At 62.6% G+C, this 15,282-nt stretch carries 14 protein-coding genes; 12 read left to right on the plus strand and 2 right to left on the minus strand.

Going from position 1 to position 15,282, the window contains the following annotated elements; genetic code table 11:
- Window positions 1–361 precede the first annotated feature (361 nt).
- The 4 genes from purE (at window position 362) to AC07Y9_RS09300 (ending at window position 2,923) form a co-directional block, all read left to right on the plus strand.
- Window positions 362–853, plus strand: a complete 492-nt coding sequence (purE, locus tag AC07Y9_RS09285) for a 5-(carboxyamino)imidazole ribonucleotide mutase (protein WP_007928512.1) — start codon at window positions 362–364, stop codon at window positions 851–853.
- An 11-nt stretch (window positions 854–864) separates the two neighbouring features.
- Window positions 865–1,947 carry a 5-(carboxyamino)imidazole ribonucleotide synthase gene (locus AC07Y9_RS09290; RefSeq protein WP_007928513.1) on the plus strand — a complete coding sequence of 361 codons (1,083 nt, stop codon included), beginning with the start codon at window positions 865–867 and terminating at the stop codon, window positions 1,945–1,947.
- Between the two features lie 107 nt (window positions 1,948–2,054).
- Complete coding sequence (locus AC07Y9_RS09295; RefSeq protein WP_007928514.1) at window positions 2,055–2,300, plus strand: GlsB/YeaQ/YmgE family stress response membrane protein; 246 nt, start codon at window positions 2,055–2,057, stop codon at window positions 2,298–2,300.
- An 86-nt stretch (window positions 2,301–2,386) separates the two neighbouring features.
- On the plus strand, window positions 2,387–2,923 hold the full coding sequence (locus tag AC07Y9_RS09300) for a DUF3299 domain-containing protein (RefSeq protein ID WP_102680255.1): 537 nt from the start codon (window positions 2,387–2,389) through the stop codon (window positions 2,921–2,923).
- A 133-nt stretch (window positions 2,924–3,056) separates the two neighbouring features.
- Here AC07Y9_RS09300 and AC07Y9_RS09305 read toward each other — a convergent pair whose 3' ends face one another.
- Together AC07Y9_RS09305 and AC07Y9_RS09310 are read right to left on the minus strand one after the other, a co-directional pair.
- The gene (locus AC07Y9_RS09305; protein ID WP_053263274.1) at window positions 3,057–3,956 is read right to left on the minus strand and encodes a D-hexose-6-phosphate mutarotase; all 900 of its coding nucleotides are present in this window, start codon (window positions 3,954–3,956) and stop codon (window positions 3,057–3,059) included.
- Window positions 3,957–4,028: 72 nt separating this feature from the next.
- On the minus strand, window positions 4,029–4,433 hold the full coding sequence (locus AC07Y9_RS09310; protein ID WP_003229628.1) for an acyl-CoA thioesterase: 405 nt from the start codon (window positions 4,431–4,433) through the stop codon (window positions 4,029–4,031).
- 388 nt (window positions 4,434–4,821) lie between these two features.
- Between AC07Y9_RS09310 and AC07Y9_RS09315 the strand changes: the two genes are divergently transcribed.
- The 8 genes from AC07Y9_RS09315 (at window position 4,822) to AC07Y9_RS09350 (ending at window position 15,178) form a co-directional block, all read left to right on the plus strand.
- Entirely contained in the window at window positions 4,822–6,120 is a 1,299-nt protein-coding gene (locus tag AC07Y9_RS09315; RefSeq protein WP_102680256.1) for an MFS transporter, read from the plus strand.
- 262 nt (window positions 6,121–6,382) lie between these two features.
- The gene (locus tag AC07Y9_RS09320; protein WP_007928520.1) at window positions 6,383–7,381 is read left to right on the plus strand and encodes a phosphate ABC transporter substrate-binding protein PstS family protein; all 999 of its coding nucleotides are present in this window, start codon (window positions 6,383–6,385) and stop codon (window positions 7,379–7,381) included.
- A 219-nt stretch (window positions 7,382–7,600) separates the two neighbouring features.
- Window positions 7,601–9,886 (plus strand): ABC transporter permease subunit, encoded by a 2,286-nt coding sequence (locus tag AC07Y9_RS09325; protein WP_102680257.1) that lies wholly within the window; start codon window positions 7,601–7,603, stop codon window positions 9,884–9,886.
- A 15-nt stretch (window positions 9,887–9,901) separates the two neighbouring features.
- Window positions 9,902–11,572, plus strand: coding sequence for a phosphate ABC transporter permease PstA (gene pstA / locus AC07Y9_RS09330; protein WP_007928524.1), 1,671 nt, complete (start codon window positions 9,902–9,904; stop codon window positions 11,570–11,572).
- A gap of 99 nt (window positions 11,573–11,671) precedes the next feature.
- The gene (pstB, locus tag AC07Y9_RS09335) at window positions 11,672–12,505 is read left to right on the plus strand and encodes a phosphate ABC transporter ATP-binding protein PstB (RefSeq protein WP_007928526.1); all 834 of its coding nucleotides are present in this window, start codon (window positions 11,672–11,674) and stop codon (window positions 12,503–12,505) included.
- A 110-nt stretch (window positions 12,506–12,615) separates the two neighbouring features.
- Window positions 12,616–13,377, plus strand: coding sequence for a phosphate signaling complex protein PhoU (phoU, locus tag AC07Y9_RS09340; RefSeq protein ID WP_007928528.1), 762 nt, complete (start codon window positions 12,616–12,618; stop codon window positions 13,375–13,377).
- Between the two features lie 167 nt (window positions 13,378–13,544).
- Window positions 13,545–14,507: a response regulator gene (locus AC07Y9_RS09345; protein ID WP_087087478.1), complete on the plus strand. Its 963-nt coding sequence runs from the start codon at window positions 13,545–13,547 to the stop codon at window positions 14,505–14,507.
- A gap of 395 nt (window positions 14,508–14,902) precedes the next feature.
- Window positions 14,903–15,178: a hypothetical protein gene (locus AC07Y9_RS09350; RefSeq protein ID WP_102680258.1), complete on the plus strand. Its 276-nt coding sequence runs from the start codon at window positions 14,903–14,905 to the stop codon at window positions 15,176–15,178.
- Window positions 15,179–15,282 lie beyond the last annotated feature (104 nt).

Genomic DNA, 15,282 nt, shown 5'->3' on the forward strand with positions numbered 1-15,282 from the left:
CTGGGCGGCACTCCGTCGCAGGGGCCGCAAAACCTGGCGACGCGGTCTGTCTGAAGGAGTGGGATTACCCCCTTTGCGCCGGCTTCGCCGTCGATCGCAGCCTGCGGCAGCGACTACAGGAATCTGGCAACGATCCTGGCCCATGCTGACTGACCCCGAAGTCAATAAAACCGCCGCTTTGCGCCTGAAACATGGTGTATGACAGATGGTCGGCAAAAGTGCGTTTAATGCACCTTTTTCGGTATACTGCGCGGCCTTCGGCCGGTTCGCCCGGCCATAATTCGTACATTCAAGCCACGCACTCCGCGTGGCTTGTTGTTTTTGACGCGCCCGCGGGCGCCCAGAGAGAAGAGGCACGACGATGAGTGCATTGGTTGGCGTGATCATGGGCTCCAAGTCCGATTGGTCCACCCTTAGCCACACCGCCGATATGCTGGAAAAGCTCGGCATCCCTTACGAGGTGAAAGTGGTCTCTGCCCACCGCACCCCGGACCTGCTGTTCCAGTACGCCACCGATGCCGAAGCGCGTGGCATCGAGGTGATCATCGCCGGTGCCGGTGGCGCGGCCCACCTGCCAGGCATGTGCGCGGCCAAGACCCACCTGCCGGTGCTGGGCGTTCCGGTGCAGTCGTCGATGCTCTCGGGCGTGGACTCGCTGCTCTCCATCGTGCAGATGCCCGCGGGCATTCCGGTCGCCACCCTGGCCATCGGCAAGGCCGGCGCGATCAACGCCGCGCTGCTGTCGGCGAGCATCCTTGGCGCCAAGCATCCGCAATTTCATACTGTGCTGAAAAAATTCCGCGCTGAGCAGACAGACAGCGTCCTGGACAATCCAGACCCACGCATCGCCTGAGGTTTTTGACGATGAAGATCGGTGTAATCGGTGGCGGCCAACTGGGTCGCATGTTGGCTCTGGCGGGCACTCCGCTGGGGATGAACTTCGCTTTCCTCGACCCGGCTCCGGACGCCTGTGCCGCTGCCCTGGGCGAACACCTGCGAGCCGATTACGGCGATCAGGATCACCTGCGCCAGCTGGCTGACGAAGTGGACCTGGTGACCTTCGAGTTCGAAAGCGTGCCGGCGGAAACAGTGGCCTTCCTGTCGCAGTTCGTCCCGGTCTACCCGAGCGCCGAAGCCCTGCGCATCGCCCGCGATCGCTGGTTCGAGAAGAGCATGTTCAAGGACCTGGGGATTCCGACCCCGGCGTTCGCCGACATCCAGTCGCAAGCCGACCTGGAGGCCGCCGTGGCCAGCATCGGCCTGCCGGCCGTGCTGAAAACCCGCACCCTGGGTTACGACGGCAAGGGCCAGAAAGTCCTGCGCAGCCCTGAAGACGTGGTCGGCACTTTCGCCGAGCTGGGCAGCGTGGGGTGCCTGCTGGAGGGCTTCGTGCCGTTCACCGGCGAAGTCTCGCTGATCGCCGTGCGCGCCCGCGATGGCGAAACCCGCTTCTACCCGCTGGTGCACAACACTCACCACAGCGGCATCCTCAAGCTGTCCGTGGCCAGCAGCGATCACCCGCTGCAGGCCCTGGCCGAAGACTACTCCAGCCGCGTGCTCAAGCAGCTGGACTACGTCGGCGTGATGGCGTTCGAGTTCTTTGAAGTCGACGGTGGCCTCAAGGCCAACGAGATCGCGCCACGGGTGCACAACTCCGGGCACTGGACCACCGAAGGCGCCGAGTGCAGCCAGTTCGAGAACCACCTGCGGGCTGTCGCCGGCCTGCCGCTGGGTTCGACCGCCAAGGTCGGCGAGAGCGCAATGATCAACTTCATCGGCGAAGTGCCGGCGGTGGAGAAAGTCATCGCCATCGACGATTGCCACCTGCATCACTACGGCAAGGCTTTCAAGGTCGGGCGCAAGGTCGGTCACGCCAACCTGCGCTGCAAGGACAAGGCAACCCTCGAGGCGCAGATCCTCAAGGTCGAAGCGCTGATCGCCGAATAACTTCCTGAGGCCGCGGTGGAACCAATCGGGGCCGCCGTTCTCTGATGGCAGGATGCCAATGCGCTAACTAGGCTTTGGCATACCTAACTCATACAGAGGGAAATGCCATGGGAATTATTGGAACCATCTTTATCGGCTTGATCGTTGGCCTGCTGGCTCGCTTCCTGAAACCGGGCGATGACAGCATGGGCTGGATCATGACCATCCTGCTCGGTATCGGCGGTTCGCTGGCAGCCACCTACGGCGGCCAGGCCCTGGGCATCTACCAGGCGGGCCAGGGCGCGGGCTTCATCGGCGCGCTGGTTGGCGCGGTCGTGCTGCTGGTGATCTACGGCCTGGTCAAAAAGAACTGATTTAGCGACAAAGCCCTCTCTGCTGCGCAGGTAGAGAGGGCTAGAATGCCCGGCGTTGTCTTGTCCCTTTCTTGCCGAGCTCCTCCATGCGCCGTCTTCTGTTGACTCTTGTTCTGCTGGGCCCGGGCCTGGCCCATGCCGGCGAACTGCCGGAAACCGACTGGCTCGAACTGATGCCCAAGTCGGACCAGAAAGCCCTCGAGCAAATGCCGGAAATCGATCACAACTCCCCCGAAGCCAATGGCACCTTTACCGAAAAGGGCGGCCTGAAGCAGAGCAAGGGGTTGCCGGCGGTGATGTATTCGACCAAGACCGTGCCGGCCATGAACGGCAAGGACATCCGTATCGGTGGTTATCCGGTGCCGCTGGAGTCCGATGCCAAGGGGCGCAGCACGCTGTTTTTCCTCGTGCCTTACCCGGGCGCCTGCATCCATGTGCCGCCACCGCCGCCCAATCAGCTGGTGCTGGTGCGTTTCCCCAAGGGTGTGAAACTGGACGATATCTACACGCCGCTGTGGGTCACCGGCCACCTGAATATCGAGACGGTCAGCAACGACCTGGCCGACGCGGCCTATGCGCTGGATGCGCAGAAAGTGCGGGTGGTGCAGGAGTCGGATCTGTAAGACGTGATGCCTTCCCCGTAGGAGCGAAGCTTGCTCGCGATGGACTTCAACGATTACGCGGGTTCACTGAAATCTTGCGGTGTGTTGGCCGCGTATCGCGAGCAGGCTTCGCTCCTGCAGAAGAATCCGGCGGTTACAGCGCTACGCTGGTAACGCTCACGCCCAGGGTATGACTGGCGCCCGGCGCCAGGGTCACCACGTCATCCATCACGTTGGCGGTCTCGATGCACAGCATGCGTTGCCAGCCATCGTCGGCCATGTCGCTGAACTGCTCGGCGCGGGCGATCCACGGGTTCCAGATCACCGCCGAGCGCGAGCCGTTGCTGGTCAGCTGGATGCGCCGCTCCCAGGCCGGGTCGACGATGCTCAGCTGTGGCGGAGGGTCGAGGTAGATACGGTCGGTCTCGCCGGTGAAATGCAGGTCGCCGGACTGCTGTGCAGTCTTCCAGTCATCCAGGGTCTCGATGTAATTCAGGCCGTCCAACCCTTCGACATGCACCTTGCGCACATCGCTGACCGCAAAGTAGCTGTGCAGCGCCTGGCTGATGGTGACCGTGTCGTCGCCCAGGTTGTGGCTGGTGAGGTTGATGTGCAGTTGGTCGTCGAGGCGGATGCTCAGCTTCAGTTCGACCTGGTGCGGCCAGCCTGGCAGCCCGCCTTCGGGGATCGGCAGTTGCAGTTCCACCAGCAGACTTTCGCCTTCGGCCTGGATGCCCAGCAGTTCCCAGTCGGTGGCGCGGACCAGGCCGTGGGCGCCGGCCGGCTCGCTGCCCTGGCGCATGGCCTGGACGCTTTGCGGGTTGCGCGCGAAGTTGCCGAACCACGGCCAGCACACCGGAACGCCGGCGCGGATGCTTTTGCCGGTCTTGAACACGGCCTCGTCGTTGAGCCAGATCAGCGGCGGTTGCCCGGCCAATTGATAGCTGAGGATGTGCGCGCCTTGCTGGGCCACCAGCAGTTCGGCCTGACCGTGGCGGATGCGCCAGCAGTTCAGTTCATCCAGTTTCACCGTTTCAACGTGAGGGGTAGGCATGGTGCTGTTCTCGTTCAAAAGCAGGGCTGCTATGGACCACGTAACAGCCGCCGGGTTTAACCCACGCCGAATTTAACGGGCCCTGGGTGGAACCGAGCGGGTGCGGCCACTGCCGTCGATGGCAACGAACACGAACACCGCCTCGGTGACCTTGCGCCATTCGCTGGACAGCGGATCGTCGCTCCAGACCTCGACCATCATCTGGATCGAGCTGCGACCGATTTCCAGGGTCTGGGTATAAAAGGAAAGTTGCGCGCCGACCGCGACCGGCACCAGGAATGCCATGCGGTCGATAGCGACCGTGGCGACACGCCCGCCGGCCACGCGACTGGCCATGGCGGTACCCGCCAGGTCCATCTGGGCCACCAGCCAGCCGCCGAAAATATCGCCAAAGCCGTTGGTTTCGCGGGGAAGCGCAGTGATTTGCAAGGCCAGGTCGCCTTGCGGGATCGGATCTTCTTGTTCGAGCTCTATCATGCCGGGGGTGCCTCTGACCCGTGACTCTTCATTGGTACTTCAGGTGAATAGCCGTCTTGAGGAAAAACGATTCAGCCCGAACATACTACGTTCGTCACGTTCTTCGTAAGGCGTACTAAAGGGAAACTCTGCGAAACCGGCTGGCCCAGTCGGCGCCTGGGGCGCCCAGCGGCGTTTTCGCACAGCAACCCTTGCCGGGGCGGCGTTGCTCCAATGCCTGCGAGTATATCGGTCGACAGGCCCGGCGACGACCATCCGGTTCTGATTTTGATTGTCAATTGTGCCCGTCTATGTGCTTTTTCGAACAATTTGCTATCGTGCCGAACCTGCCAGGCCACAACCAGCGCTGTTGCGGCTTCCAGAACCGACTATAAGAGAAGCCCTTGCCATGACCACTGTGCCTTCGAGCGTCGCGCAGCCCGCGCAACCTGCTCGTCCGTTGACCCGCAATGACTACAAGACCCTGTCGCTGTCCGCCCTGGGCGGCGCGCTGGAGTTCTACGACTTCATCATTTTCGTGTTCTTCGCCACGGTGGTCGGCAAGCTGTTCTTCCCCGCGGACATGCCCGAGTGGCTGCGCCTGATGCAGACCTTTGGCATCTTCGCCGCCGGCTACCTGGCCCGGCCCCTGGGCGGGATCGTCATGGCGCACTTCGGCGACCTGCTCGGGCGCAAGAAGATGTTCACCCTGAGCATTTTCATGATGGCGGTGCCGACCCTGATCATGGGCCTGCTGCCGACCTACGCGCAGATCGGCATGTGGGCGCCGATCCTGTTGCTGCTGATGCGGGTGATCCAGGGCGCGGCCATCGGCGGTGAAGTACCGGGCGCCTGGGTGTTCGTTTCCGAGCATGTGCCGCAGCGGCATATCGGCTACGCCTGCGGCACCCTGACCTCGGGCCTGACGGCCGGCATTCTCCTGGGGTCGCTGGTGGCCACCGCGATCAACAGCATCTATACCCCGGGCGAAGTCGCCGATTACGCCTGGCGGATTCCGTTCCTGCTCGGCGGTGTGTTCGGTCTGTTCTCGGTGTACCTGCGCCGCTGGCTGCACGAAACCCCGGTATTCGCCGAGCTGCAGCTGCGCAAGGCCCTGGCCGAGGAAGTGCCGCTGCGCGCGGTGCTGCGCGACCACCGCAGCGCGATCATTCTCTCGATGCTGCTGACCTGGCTGCTGTCCGCCGGGATCATTGTGGTGATCCTGATGACCCCGACCGTGCTGCAGACGGTCTATCACTTCACCCCGACCACCGCGTTGCAGGCCAACAGCCTGGCGATCGTGTTCCTGAGCCTGGGTTGCGTGGTGTCCGGCGCGCTGGCCGACCGTTTTGGCGCCGGCCGGGTATTCGTGTTCGGCAGCGCGCTGCTGCTGGCGACTTCCTGGACCTTCTACCACAGCCTGCTGGATCACCCGGACTGGCTGTTCCCGCTGTACGCGCTGACCGGCCTGCTGGTGGGCACCATCGGCGCGGTGCCGTATGTGATGGTCAAGGCCTTCCCGGCGGTGGTGCGCTTCAGCGGCCTGTCGTTCTCCTACAACCTGGCCTACGCGATCTTCGGTGGCCTGACGCCGATGGTGGTGACCGCGCTGCTCAAGGAGAGCCCGATGGGCCCGGCCTATTATGTTGCAATTATTTGCAGCATCGGGATCCTGGTCGGCCTGTACCTGTGGAAAAAGGGCCGCTGATCCCGGCCTTGCGCACGCCCCTGTAGCCGCTGCCGCAGGCTGCGATCGACCCGAAGGGGCGCGACGGTCTTCAGCGCGCAGAAGGGCCTGCGGCCCTATCGCAGCCTTCGGCAGCGGCTACAAAACGCTCTATAAAGAAAGGCCAGCCTTCCATCGCGAATGCTGGCCTTTCATCTAATTGTCATATTTCAGCCATAGAGTGTTCACACGGCCTACAGATACTTGGCCCGACTTAACACACCCTATCTGCTAGGAGTAAGGCATGAAACTGAAGCGTTTGATGGCGGCAATGACTTTTGTCGCTGCTGGCGTTGCGACTGCCCACGCGGTTGCCGCTGTTGACCCTGCTATCCCGAGCTACACCAAGACCACTGGTGTGTCGGGCAACCTGTCCAGCGTCGGCTCCGATACCCTGGCCAACCTCATGACCCTGTGGGCCGAGCACTACAAAAAAGAATACCCGAACGTAAACATCCAGATTCAGGCCGCTGGCTCCGCCACCGCGCCACCTGCGCTGACCGAAGGCACCTCCAACCTGGGCCCGATGAGCCGCAAGATGAAGGACACCGAACTGGCTGCCTTCGAGCAGAAGTACGGCTACAAGCCAACCGCCATCCCGGTTGCCGTGGACGCCCTGGCGGTGTTCGTGCACAAGGACAACCCGATCCAGCACCTGACCATGGAACAGGTTGACGCAATCTTCTCGTCGACCCGCCTGTGCGGCGCCAAGGCCGACGTCAAGACCTGGGGCGACCTGGGCGTGACCGGCGACCTGGCCAACAAGCCGGTCCAGCTGTTCGGTCGTAACTCGGTATCCGGCACCTACGGCTACTTCAAGGAAGAAGCCCTGTGCAAAGGCGACTACAAGCCTAACGTCAACGAACAGCCTGGTTCGGCTTCGGTGGTCCAGTCCATCAGCTCCTCGCTGAACGGCATCGGCTACTCGGGCATCGGCTACAAGACCGCCAGCGTGAAGACCGTGGCCCTGGCCAAGAAAGGCAGCAGCGACTTCATCGAAGACACCGAAGAAAACGCCCTGAACGGCAAGTACCCGCTGTCCCGCTTCCTGTACGTGTACATCAACAAGGCCCCGAACAAGCCTCTGGCCCCGCTGGAAGCCGAGTTCGTGAAACTGGTCCTGTCGAAACAGGGCCAGGAAGTGGTAGTGAAAGACGGCTACATCCCACTGCCAGCCAAAGTCGCCGCCAAGGCGCTGGCTGACCTGGGCCTGCAGGAAGGCGCTGCAGTCGTAAAGAAGTAACACCCTAGGTCCGGGCCTGTCCCGGACCTTGTAGGAGCGAGCTTGCTCGCGACATGATGGCGAGGCCAACGCAGCATCTGTGTCTGGCGGCTCCCATCGCGAGCAAGCTCGCTCCTACACCCCTCAATTTTCGATCCGCTGCCAGCTCTGCTCCGCGGCGGATTTGTTGCGTCACTGCATTGTCATCTTTCTGTCATACAGGATCGCTAGGGTGTGCGCATGAATGATCTGGCCAACTCCACCATGACTCCGACTTCTCCCCCCAAGCGCATTGACTTCAATACGCCTGAGCTGCAACGCAAGCGCCGCATCCGCGCGCTGAAAGATCGCCTGACCCGCTGGTACGTCCTCGTTGGCGGTCTGGCCGTGCTGGCCGCGATCACCCTGATCTTCTTCTTCCTCGCCTATGTCGTGCTGCCCCTGTTCCAGGGCGCCGACCTGACCGCCAAGGACCCGCTGACGCCAGCCTGGATGCAGGACGCCGGCAAGCCGCTGATGTTCTCCCTGGAAGAGCAGAACCAGGTCGGTATGCGGGTTTCCGACAAGGGCCAGGCGCTGTTCTTCGACATCGACAGCGGCGCCGAGCTGCGCCGAGTCGACCTGCCGATTCCGGCCGGCACCACCGTGACCGCTATCGGCAAGGATCAGCCGGGCAGCCCGCTGGTGGTGGTTGGCCTGTCCAACGGCCAGGCGCTGGTGTTCCGCCACACCTATAAGGTCAGCTACCCGGAAGGCAAGAAAACCATCTCGCCAGCCATCGAATACCCCTACGGCGAAACCCCGATCGTGCTGAACGAGCAGGGCGGTGCCCTGGAGCACGTCAACCTCAACGCCACCGATTCGGCGCTGGTGGTGGCCGGTTCCAGCGGCGCGCAATTGCACGTGCTGCAGCTGACCCGCGAAGAAAACATGATGACCGGCGAGGTCACCAGCGAGCAGAACCGCATCGAGCTGCCGCAGATGACCGAACCGGTCAAGGCCATGTACATCGACCCGCGCCAGCAGTGGCTGTACGTGATCAACGGGCGTGCCCAGGCCGACGTGTTCAGCCTGCGCGACAAGAGCCTCAACGGTCGCTACAAACTGCTGGAGGATGCCGATGCCGAAGTGACGGCCAGCACCCAGCTGGTGGGCGGTATCTCGCTGATCATCGGTACTTCCAAGGGCGGCCTGGCCCAGTGGTTCATGGCCCGCGACCCGGACGGCGAACTGCGCCTGAAGCAGATCCGTACCTTCCAGATGGGCACCACGCCGATCATCGAAATCACTGCCGAAGAGCGCCGCAAGGGCTTCGTCGCCCTGGACGCCTCGGGCAAGCTCGGCGTGTTCCACAGCACCGCGCACCGCACCCTGCTGGTGGACCAGGTGGTCGAGGGCGAAGGCCTGTTCGGCCTGTCGCCACGGGCCAACCGGGTGATCGTCGAAGCCGGCGGCAAGCTGCAACCGCTGGTGCTCGACAACCCGCATCCGGAAGTGTCCTGGAGCGCGCTGTGGAGCAAGGTCTGGTACGAGAACTACGACGAGCCTAAATACGTCTGGCAATCGACTGCGGCCAACACCGACTTCGAACCCAAGCTGAGCCTTTCGCCGCTGACCTTCGGTACGTTGAAGGCAGCGTTCTACGCGATGCTGCTGGCAGCCCCGCTGGCGGTGGCCGCGGCGATCTACACCGCTTACTTCATGGCTCCGGGCATGCGCCGCAAGGTCAAGCCGGTGATCGAGCTGATGGAAGCGATGCCGACGGTGATCCTCGGCTTCTTCGCCGGCCTGTTCCTCGCGCCTTACGTCGAAGGCCATCTGCCGGGCATCTTCAGCCTGTTGATGCTGCTGCCGATCGGCATCCTGGTGGCCGGTTTCGTCTTCAGCCGCCTGCCTGAGTCGGTGCGCCTCAAGGTGCCGGATGGTTGGGAAAGCGCGATCCTGATCCCGGTGATCATCCTGGTGGGCTGGTTCTCGCTGTACATGAGCCCGTTCATGGAGAACTGGTTCTTCGGCGGCGACATGCGTATGTGGATCTCCCATGACCTGGGCATCACCTACGACCAGCGCAACGCCCTGGTGGTCGGCCTGGCCATGGGTTTTGCGGTGATCCCGAACATCTACTCGATCGCCGAAGACGCCGTGTTCAGCGTGCCGCGCGGCCTGACCCTGGGTTCCCTGGCCCTGGGCGCCACGCCGTGGCAGACCATGACCCGCGTGGTGATCCTCACCGCCAGCCCGGGCATCTTCTCGGCGCTGATGATCGGCATGGGCCGCGCGGTCGGCGAAACCATGATCGTGCTGATGGCCACCGGCAACACCCCGGTCATGGAAATGAACCTGTTCGAAGGCCTGCGCACCCTGGCGGCCAACGTCGCGGTGGAAATGCCGGAGTCGGAAGTCGGCGGCAGCCACTACCGCGTGCTGTTCCTCTCGGCGCTGGTGCTGCTGCTGTTCACCTTCGTCATGAACACCCTCGCCGAGCTGATCCGTCAGCGTCTGCGCAAGAAATACTCGTCGCTTTAAGAAAGGTAGAAGTCTGTGAAACAGAACTCCCTGAATGGATGGTTCAAGAGCGGCGCCCCGGGCGTCTGGATCAGCGGTGGCGCGGTGTCCATCGCGGTCATCATGACTATCGGCCTGTTGGCGGTGATCGCCGTGCGCGGTCTGGGCCACTTCTGGCCGGCGGACCTGGTGCATGCCCACTACGACGTGCCGGGCCAGGCCAACCACCTGGTCATCGGCGAAGTGGTGCAGAAAGAAGAAGTGCCGCGGGCACGCCTCAAGAGCGCTGGCCTGCCGGTGCCGGACGAAGGCCCCGAGTTCATGACCCGCGAGCTGATCAAGGTCGGCAACCGTGACCTGAACGGCAACGACTTCACCTGGATCGTCGGCGACTGGCTGACCAACCAGACCACGCCGCCGGAGCTGATGGCCATCGAGCGGCGCGAGTGGGGCAACTTCTACGGCTACCTGGTCAACGTCAAGCAGGATGGCAAGGTCATCGCCGAAGGCGAAGCGGCCTGGCCGGAACTGCAGGCGCGGATCGAGCGAGTGAACAAGCTGGCGGCCCAGCTCAAGACCCTGGAGAAAGTCGACATCGGCGCGATCAACGCCGGCCTCGAGCGCATCCGCCTGCACGGTCGCAAGCTGGAACTGGACGGCAAGCTCGATGCCGCCGCCCAGGCCGACATGGAAAGCGAACGCGCCGAGCTGAACGCCCGTTACCAGGACGTCGAGGCCCGCCTGAGCGACCTGCACGCGCAGTTCAACCGTGACAGCCTCACCGCCCGCGACGCCAACGGCAAAGAGATCGAGATCAGCCTGGGCAAGGTGGTGCACGCCTACCAGCCGAACGCCATGGGCACCTTCACCAAGCTGGGTTTCTACTTCAGCAAGGTCTGGGAATTCCTCAGCGACGACCCGCGTGAAGCCAACACCGAGGGCGGTATCTTCCCGGCGATCTTCGGTACCGTGATGATGACCCTGATCATGGCGATGATCGTCACCCCGTTCGGCGTGCTGGCGGCGGTGTACCTGCGCGAATACGCCAAGCAGAACACCCTGACCCGGGTGATCCGCATCGCGGTGAACAACCTGGCGGGCGTGCCGGCCATCGTCTACGGGGTGTTCGGCCTGGGCTTCTTCGTCTATGTGCTGGGCGGTTCCCTCGATCGCTTGTTCTTCCCCGAAGCGCTGCCGGCGCCGACCTTCGGCACCCCGGGCCTGCTCTGGGCCTCCCTGACCCTGGCGCTGCTGGCGGTGCCGGTGGTGATCGTGGCCACCGAGGAAGGCCTGGCGCGGATTCCCCGCACCGTGCGTGAAGGTTCCCTGGCCCTGGGCGCGACCAAGGCGGAAACCCTGTGGAAGATCGTGCTGCCAATGGCCAGCCCGGCGATGATGACCGGCATGATCCTCGCGGTGGCCCGCGCCGCCGGTGAAGTGGCGCCGCTGATGCTGGTGGGTGTGGTGAAACTGGCGCCGTCGCTGCCGGTGGACGGCAACTACCCGTACCTGCACCTGGACCAGAAGATCATGCACCTGGGCTTCCATATCTATGACGTCGGCTTCCAGAGCCCCAACGTCGAGGCCGCGCGGCCGCTGGTGTACGCCACGGCGCTGCTGCTGGTGCTGGTGATCGCGACGCTCAACCTGTCGGCAGTGTGGATTCGTAACCACCTGCGCGAGAAATACAAGGCGCTGGATAGCTAAAGCCATTAGCCACAAGCGGCAAGCGGCAAGCCACACGCCGCTTTTGCTCAAACTTGCAGCTTGCAGCTAGAAGCTTGCAGCTACGAACGGAGTGAGACCATGCAACAAGAAGCACATACCCACGGCATCAACATGTCGGCCCTGGGCCGCGACAAGCAGAGCCTGAACCTGGACCAGGAAACCGTGGCCATCGAAGTCCCGGGCCTGAGCCTGTTCTACGGTGAGAAGCAGGCGCTGTTCGACGTCAGCATGAACATTCCGAAGCAGCGCGTGACTGCCTTCATCGGCCCGTCCGGCTGCGGCAAGTCGACCCTGCTGCGTACCTTCAACCGGATGAACGACCTGGTGGACGGCTGCCGCGTGGAAGGCGAGATCAACCTCTACGGCAACAACATCTACCGCAAGGGCGAAGACGTGGCCGAGCTGCGCCGCCGCGTGGGCATGGTGTTCCAGAAGCCCAATCCGTTCCCGAAAACCATCTACGAGAACGTGGTCTACGGCCTGCGCATCCAGGGCATCAACAAGAAGCGCATCCTCGACGAAGCCGTCGAGTGGGCCCTCAAGGGCGCGGCGCTGTGGGACGAGGTCAAGGATCGCCTGCATGAATCGGCACTCGGCCTGTCCGGTGGCCAGCAGCAGCGTCTGGTGATCGCCCGCACCATCGCCGTGGAACCGGAAGTGCTGCTGCTCGACGAACCGTGCTCGGCGCTCGATCCGATCTCCACCTTGAAGGTCGAAGAGCTGATCTACGAACTGAAATCGAAGTTCACCATTGTGATCGTGACCCACAACATGCAACAGGCCGCGCGGGTCTCCGACTACACGGCGTTCATGTACATGGGCAAACTGGTGGAATTCGGCGACACCGATACGCTGTTCACCAATCCGGCGAAGAAGCAGACCGAAGACTACATCACCGGTCGGTATGGCTAGCAGCAGCCGCGAGCCGCAAGCTTCAAGCGGCAAGTGAGAGCGGTTCGAGTACGACACAACATGGCTTGCAGCTTGTAGCTTGCAGCTCACAGCTTTTGCGGAGCACACACATGATTTCTAAGGAAGGCTTGACCCATCACATCTCCCAGCAGTTCAACGCCGAGCTCGAGGAAGTGCGCAGCCACCTCCTGGCGATGGGCGGGCTGGTAGAGAAACAAGTCAACGACGCCGTCACCGCGCTGATCGAAGCCGACTCGGGGCTCGCCCAGCAGGTGCGCGAGATCGACGACCAGATCAACCAGATGGAACGCAACATCGACGAAGAATGCCTGCGCATTCTCGCCCGTCGCCAGCCGGCGGCTTCCGACCTGCGCCTGATCATCAGCATCTCCAAGTCGGTGATCGACCTGGAGCGCATCGGCGACGAATCGACCAAGATCGCCCGTCGCGCCATCCAGCTGTGCGAAGAAGGCGAAGCCCCGCGCGGCTATGTGGAGGTGCGGCATATCGGCGACCAGGTGCGCAACATGGTCCGCGATGCGCTGGATGCTTTTGCCCGCTTCGACGCCGACCTGGCGCTGTCGGTGGCCCAGTACGACAAGATCATCGACCGCGAGTACAAGACCGCGCTACGCGAGCTGGCCACCTACATGATGGAAGATCCGCGCTCGATCTCGCGCGTTCTGAGCATCATCTGGGTCCTGCGCTCCCTGGAGCGGATCGGCGACCACGCGCGCAACATCTCGGAGCTGGTGATTTACCTGGTGCGCGGCACCGATGTGCGCCATCTGGGCCTGAAGCGGATGAAGGAAGAAGTTGAAGGCACCAGTGCCGAAAGCGCTAATGTTCCGGGTGAAGCTGACGATAAGTAAGGTTGCCCGAGAGAAGCGCCCGGCCCTTTGGCCGGGCGTTTTCGTTTATGGGGATTTAACTTGAAAAGCAGCGCCCGCGAACGAAAAGTCCCGGCGTGACTGAAGAGTTTTGGCAAAGTGCCATCAGTAAAGCGTTATGCTAGCCGGGATTTTTAAAGGGGTGGTCGATGAGTAAGGTAAGTGTGTTGGTGGTGGATGACGCTTCGTTCATTCGTGACCTGGTGAAGAAATGTCTGCGCAACTACTTCCCTGGCATCAAGATCGAGGACGCCATCAACGGCCGTAAAGCCCAGGCCCTGCTGGCCCGTGAAGCCTTCGACCTGGTCCTGTGCGACTGGGAAATGCCGGAAATGTCCGGCCTGGAGCTGCTGACCTGGTGCCGCGGCCAGGAGGCGATGAAGGCCATGCCGTTCATCATGGTCACCAGTCGCGGCGACAAGGAGAACGTGGTGCAGGCGATCCAGGCCGGCGTCTCCGGCTACGTCAGCAAGCCGTTCACCAACGAGCAACTGCTGACCAAGGTCAAACAGGCGCTGAACAAGGTCGGCAAGCTCGACACCTTGATGAACAGCGCGCCGACCAAGATGAACTCGGCGTTCGGCAATGACTCCCTGAGTGCCCTGACCGGCGGCAAGGCCGAAGTCATCGGCGCCGCGCCGACGGCTGCGGCGGTCAATCCGTTTGCCAAGCCTGCCGTGGTGTCCGCTCCTGCTCCCGCCGCAGCCCCGTCTCGTGGGTTGCTCAACAGTCCGCCGGTGAAGGCGCCGGCTCCTGCCGCCGCCGCGTCTGCTGGTGGTCGTGGCCAGGGGCAGTTGCGCCTGCCCAGCGGTACTCAGCAATGCGTGATCAAGGCGCTGAGCATCAAGGAGGCGCTGTTGGTGGTGAAGCGCACTGATACGCTGCCGCAGGTGCTCGACAGCGCCGTGCTGGACCTGGAGCAGGGCGACAATGCCGAAGTGGCGCGCCTGAACGGCTACCTGCATGCGGTGGTGGCCTATGAGCCGAAGCCGGACAGCGAGTGGTTGCAACTGACCTTCCGCTTCGTCGACCAGGATGCGCAGAAGCTCGACTACATCTCCCGCCTGATCGCCCGCGGCACGGCGCAGAAGCACTTCGTCCCCGGCGCCTGACGGGTTCCTGCCCCCTGTTTCGCGGGTAGCCACGCCTCTGTAGGAGCGAGGCTTGCCCGCGATAGCGTCCGTTCTGACGCTGCATTCTCCGGACCGCTGGCCCCCGACCTTTCACATCCCCACACAATCCCTCGATTGTTTCCTTCTGGGCTCAAACCTAGGCTCTGGTTTGTCGCGGCCAATTCCGCGACCGGGTTTGGCGACTCGTGTTAATAGGCGTAACAGCGCCATGTATCATGTCGGGCATTTCGTGTTCGCCGTGTTATGGCGGCTGTGCGTGGGAGACCTTCGGGTCTGCCGGTTTTCCTATTTACCCGGTTCGCCAACCTGCGTACAGCTGCCACCCTATCGTTTGGCGACGATGGTCGACAGCTCCCAAAATAGGAGCGTTATCGATGTCCAAGCCAATTCCCCTCAAGTCCAACACCGGCGACTCCCCCGTTCTACTGATCAACCCGGATGCGTCGCTGGTCGATCTGCAGGCCAGTGCCAGTCTGCGTTTGAATGCGGCGCGAAACCTGCTGCAAACACTTTCCTGTACCACGCTTTTGCACGCTGACGAGGGTGATCCGGGGCGTGTCACTCAGGCGCTGTATCTGTTGCTGGATGATGGTTGTGATGTGTTGCAGGCGGCGCGGTGCAAGGCGTTGGGGGAGGGGGCAGTGGTTTGATGCCGTGTGTCCGATTCTCGGTTTTTCAGGTTGATTTATATCTGTACTGATATAGGTTGTGATCTGTGCTTTTGGCTTTTCTTGTGCCTGGCCACGCTTTGAAA

The sequence above is a fragment of the Pseudomonas sp. GW456-L12 genome, from assembly GCF_059424045.1.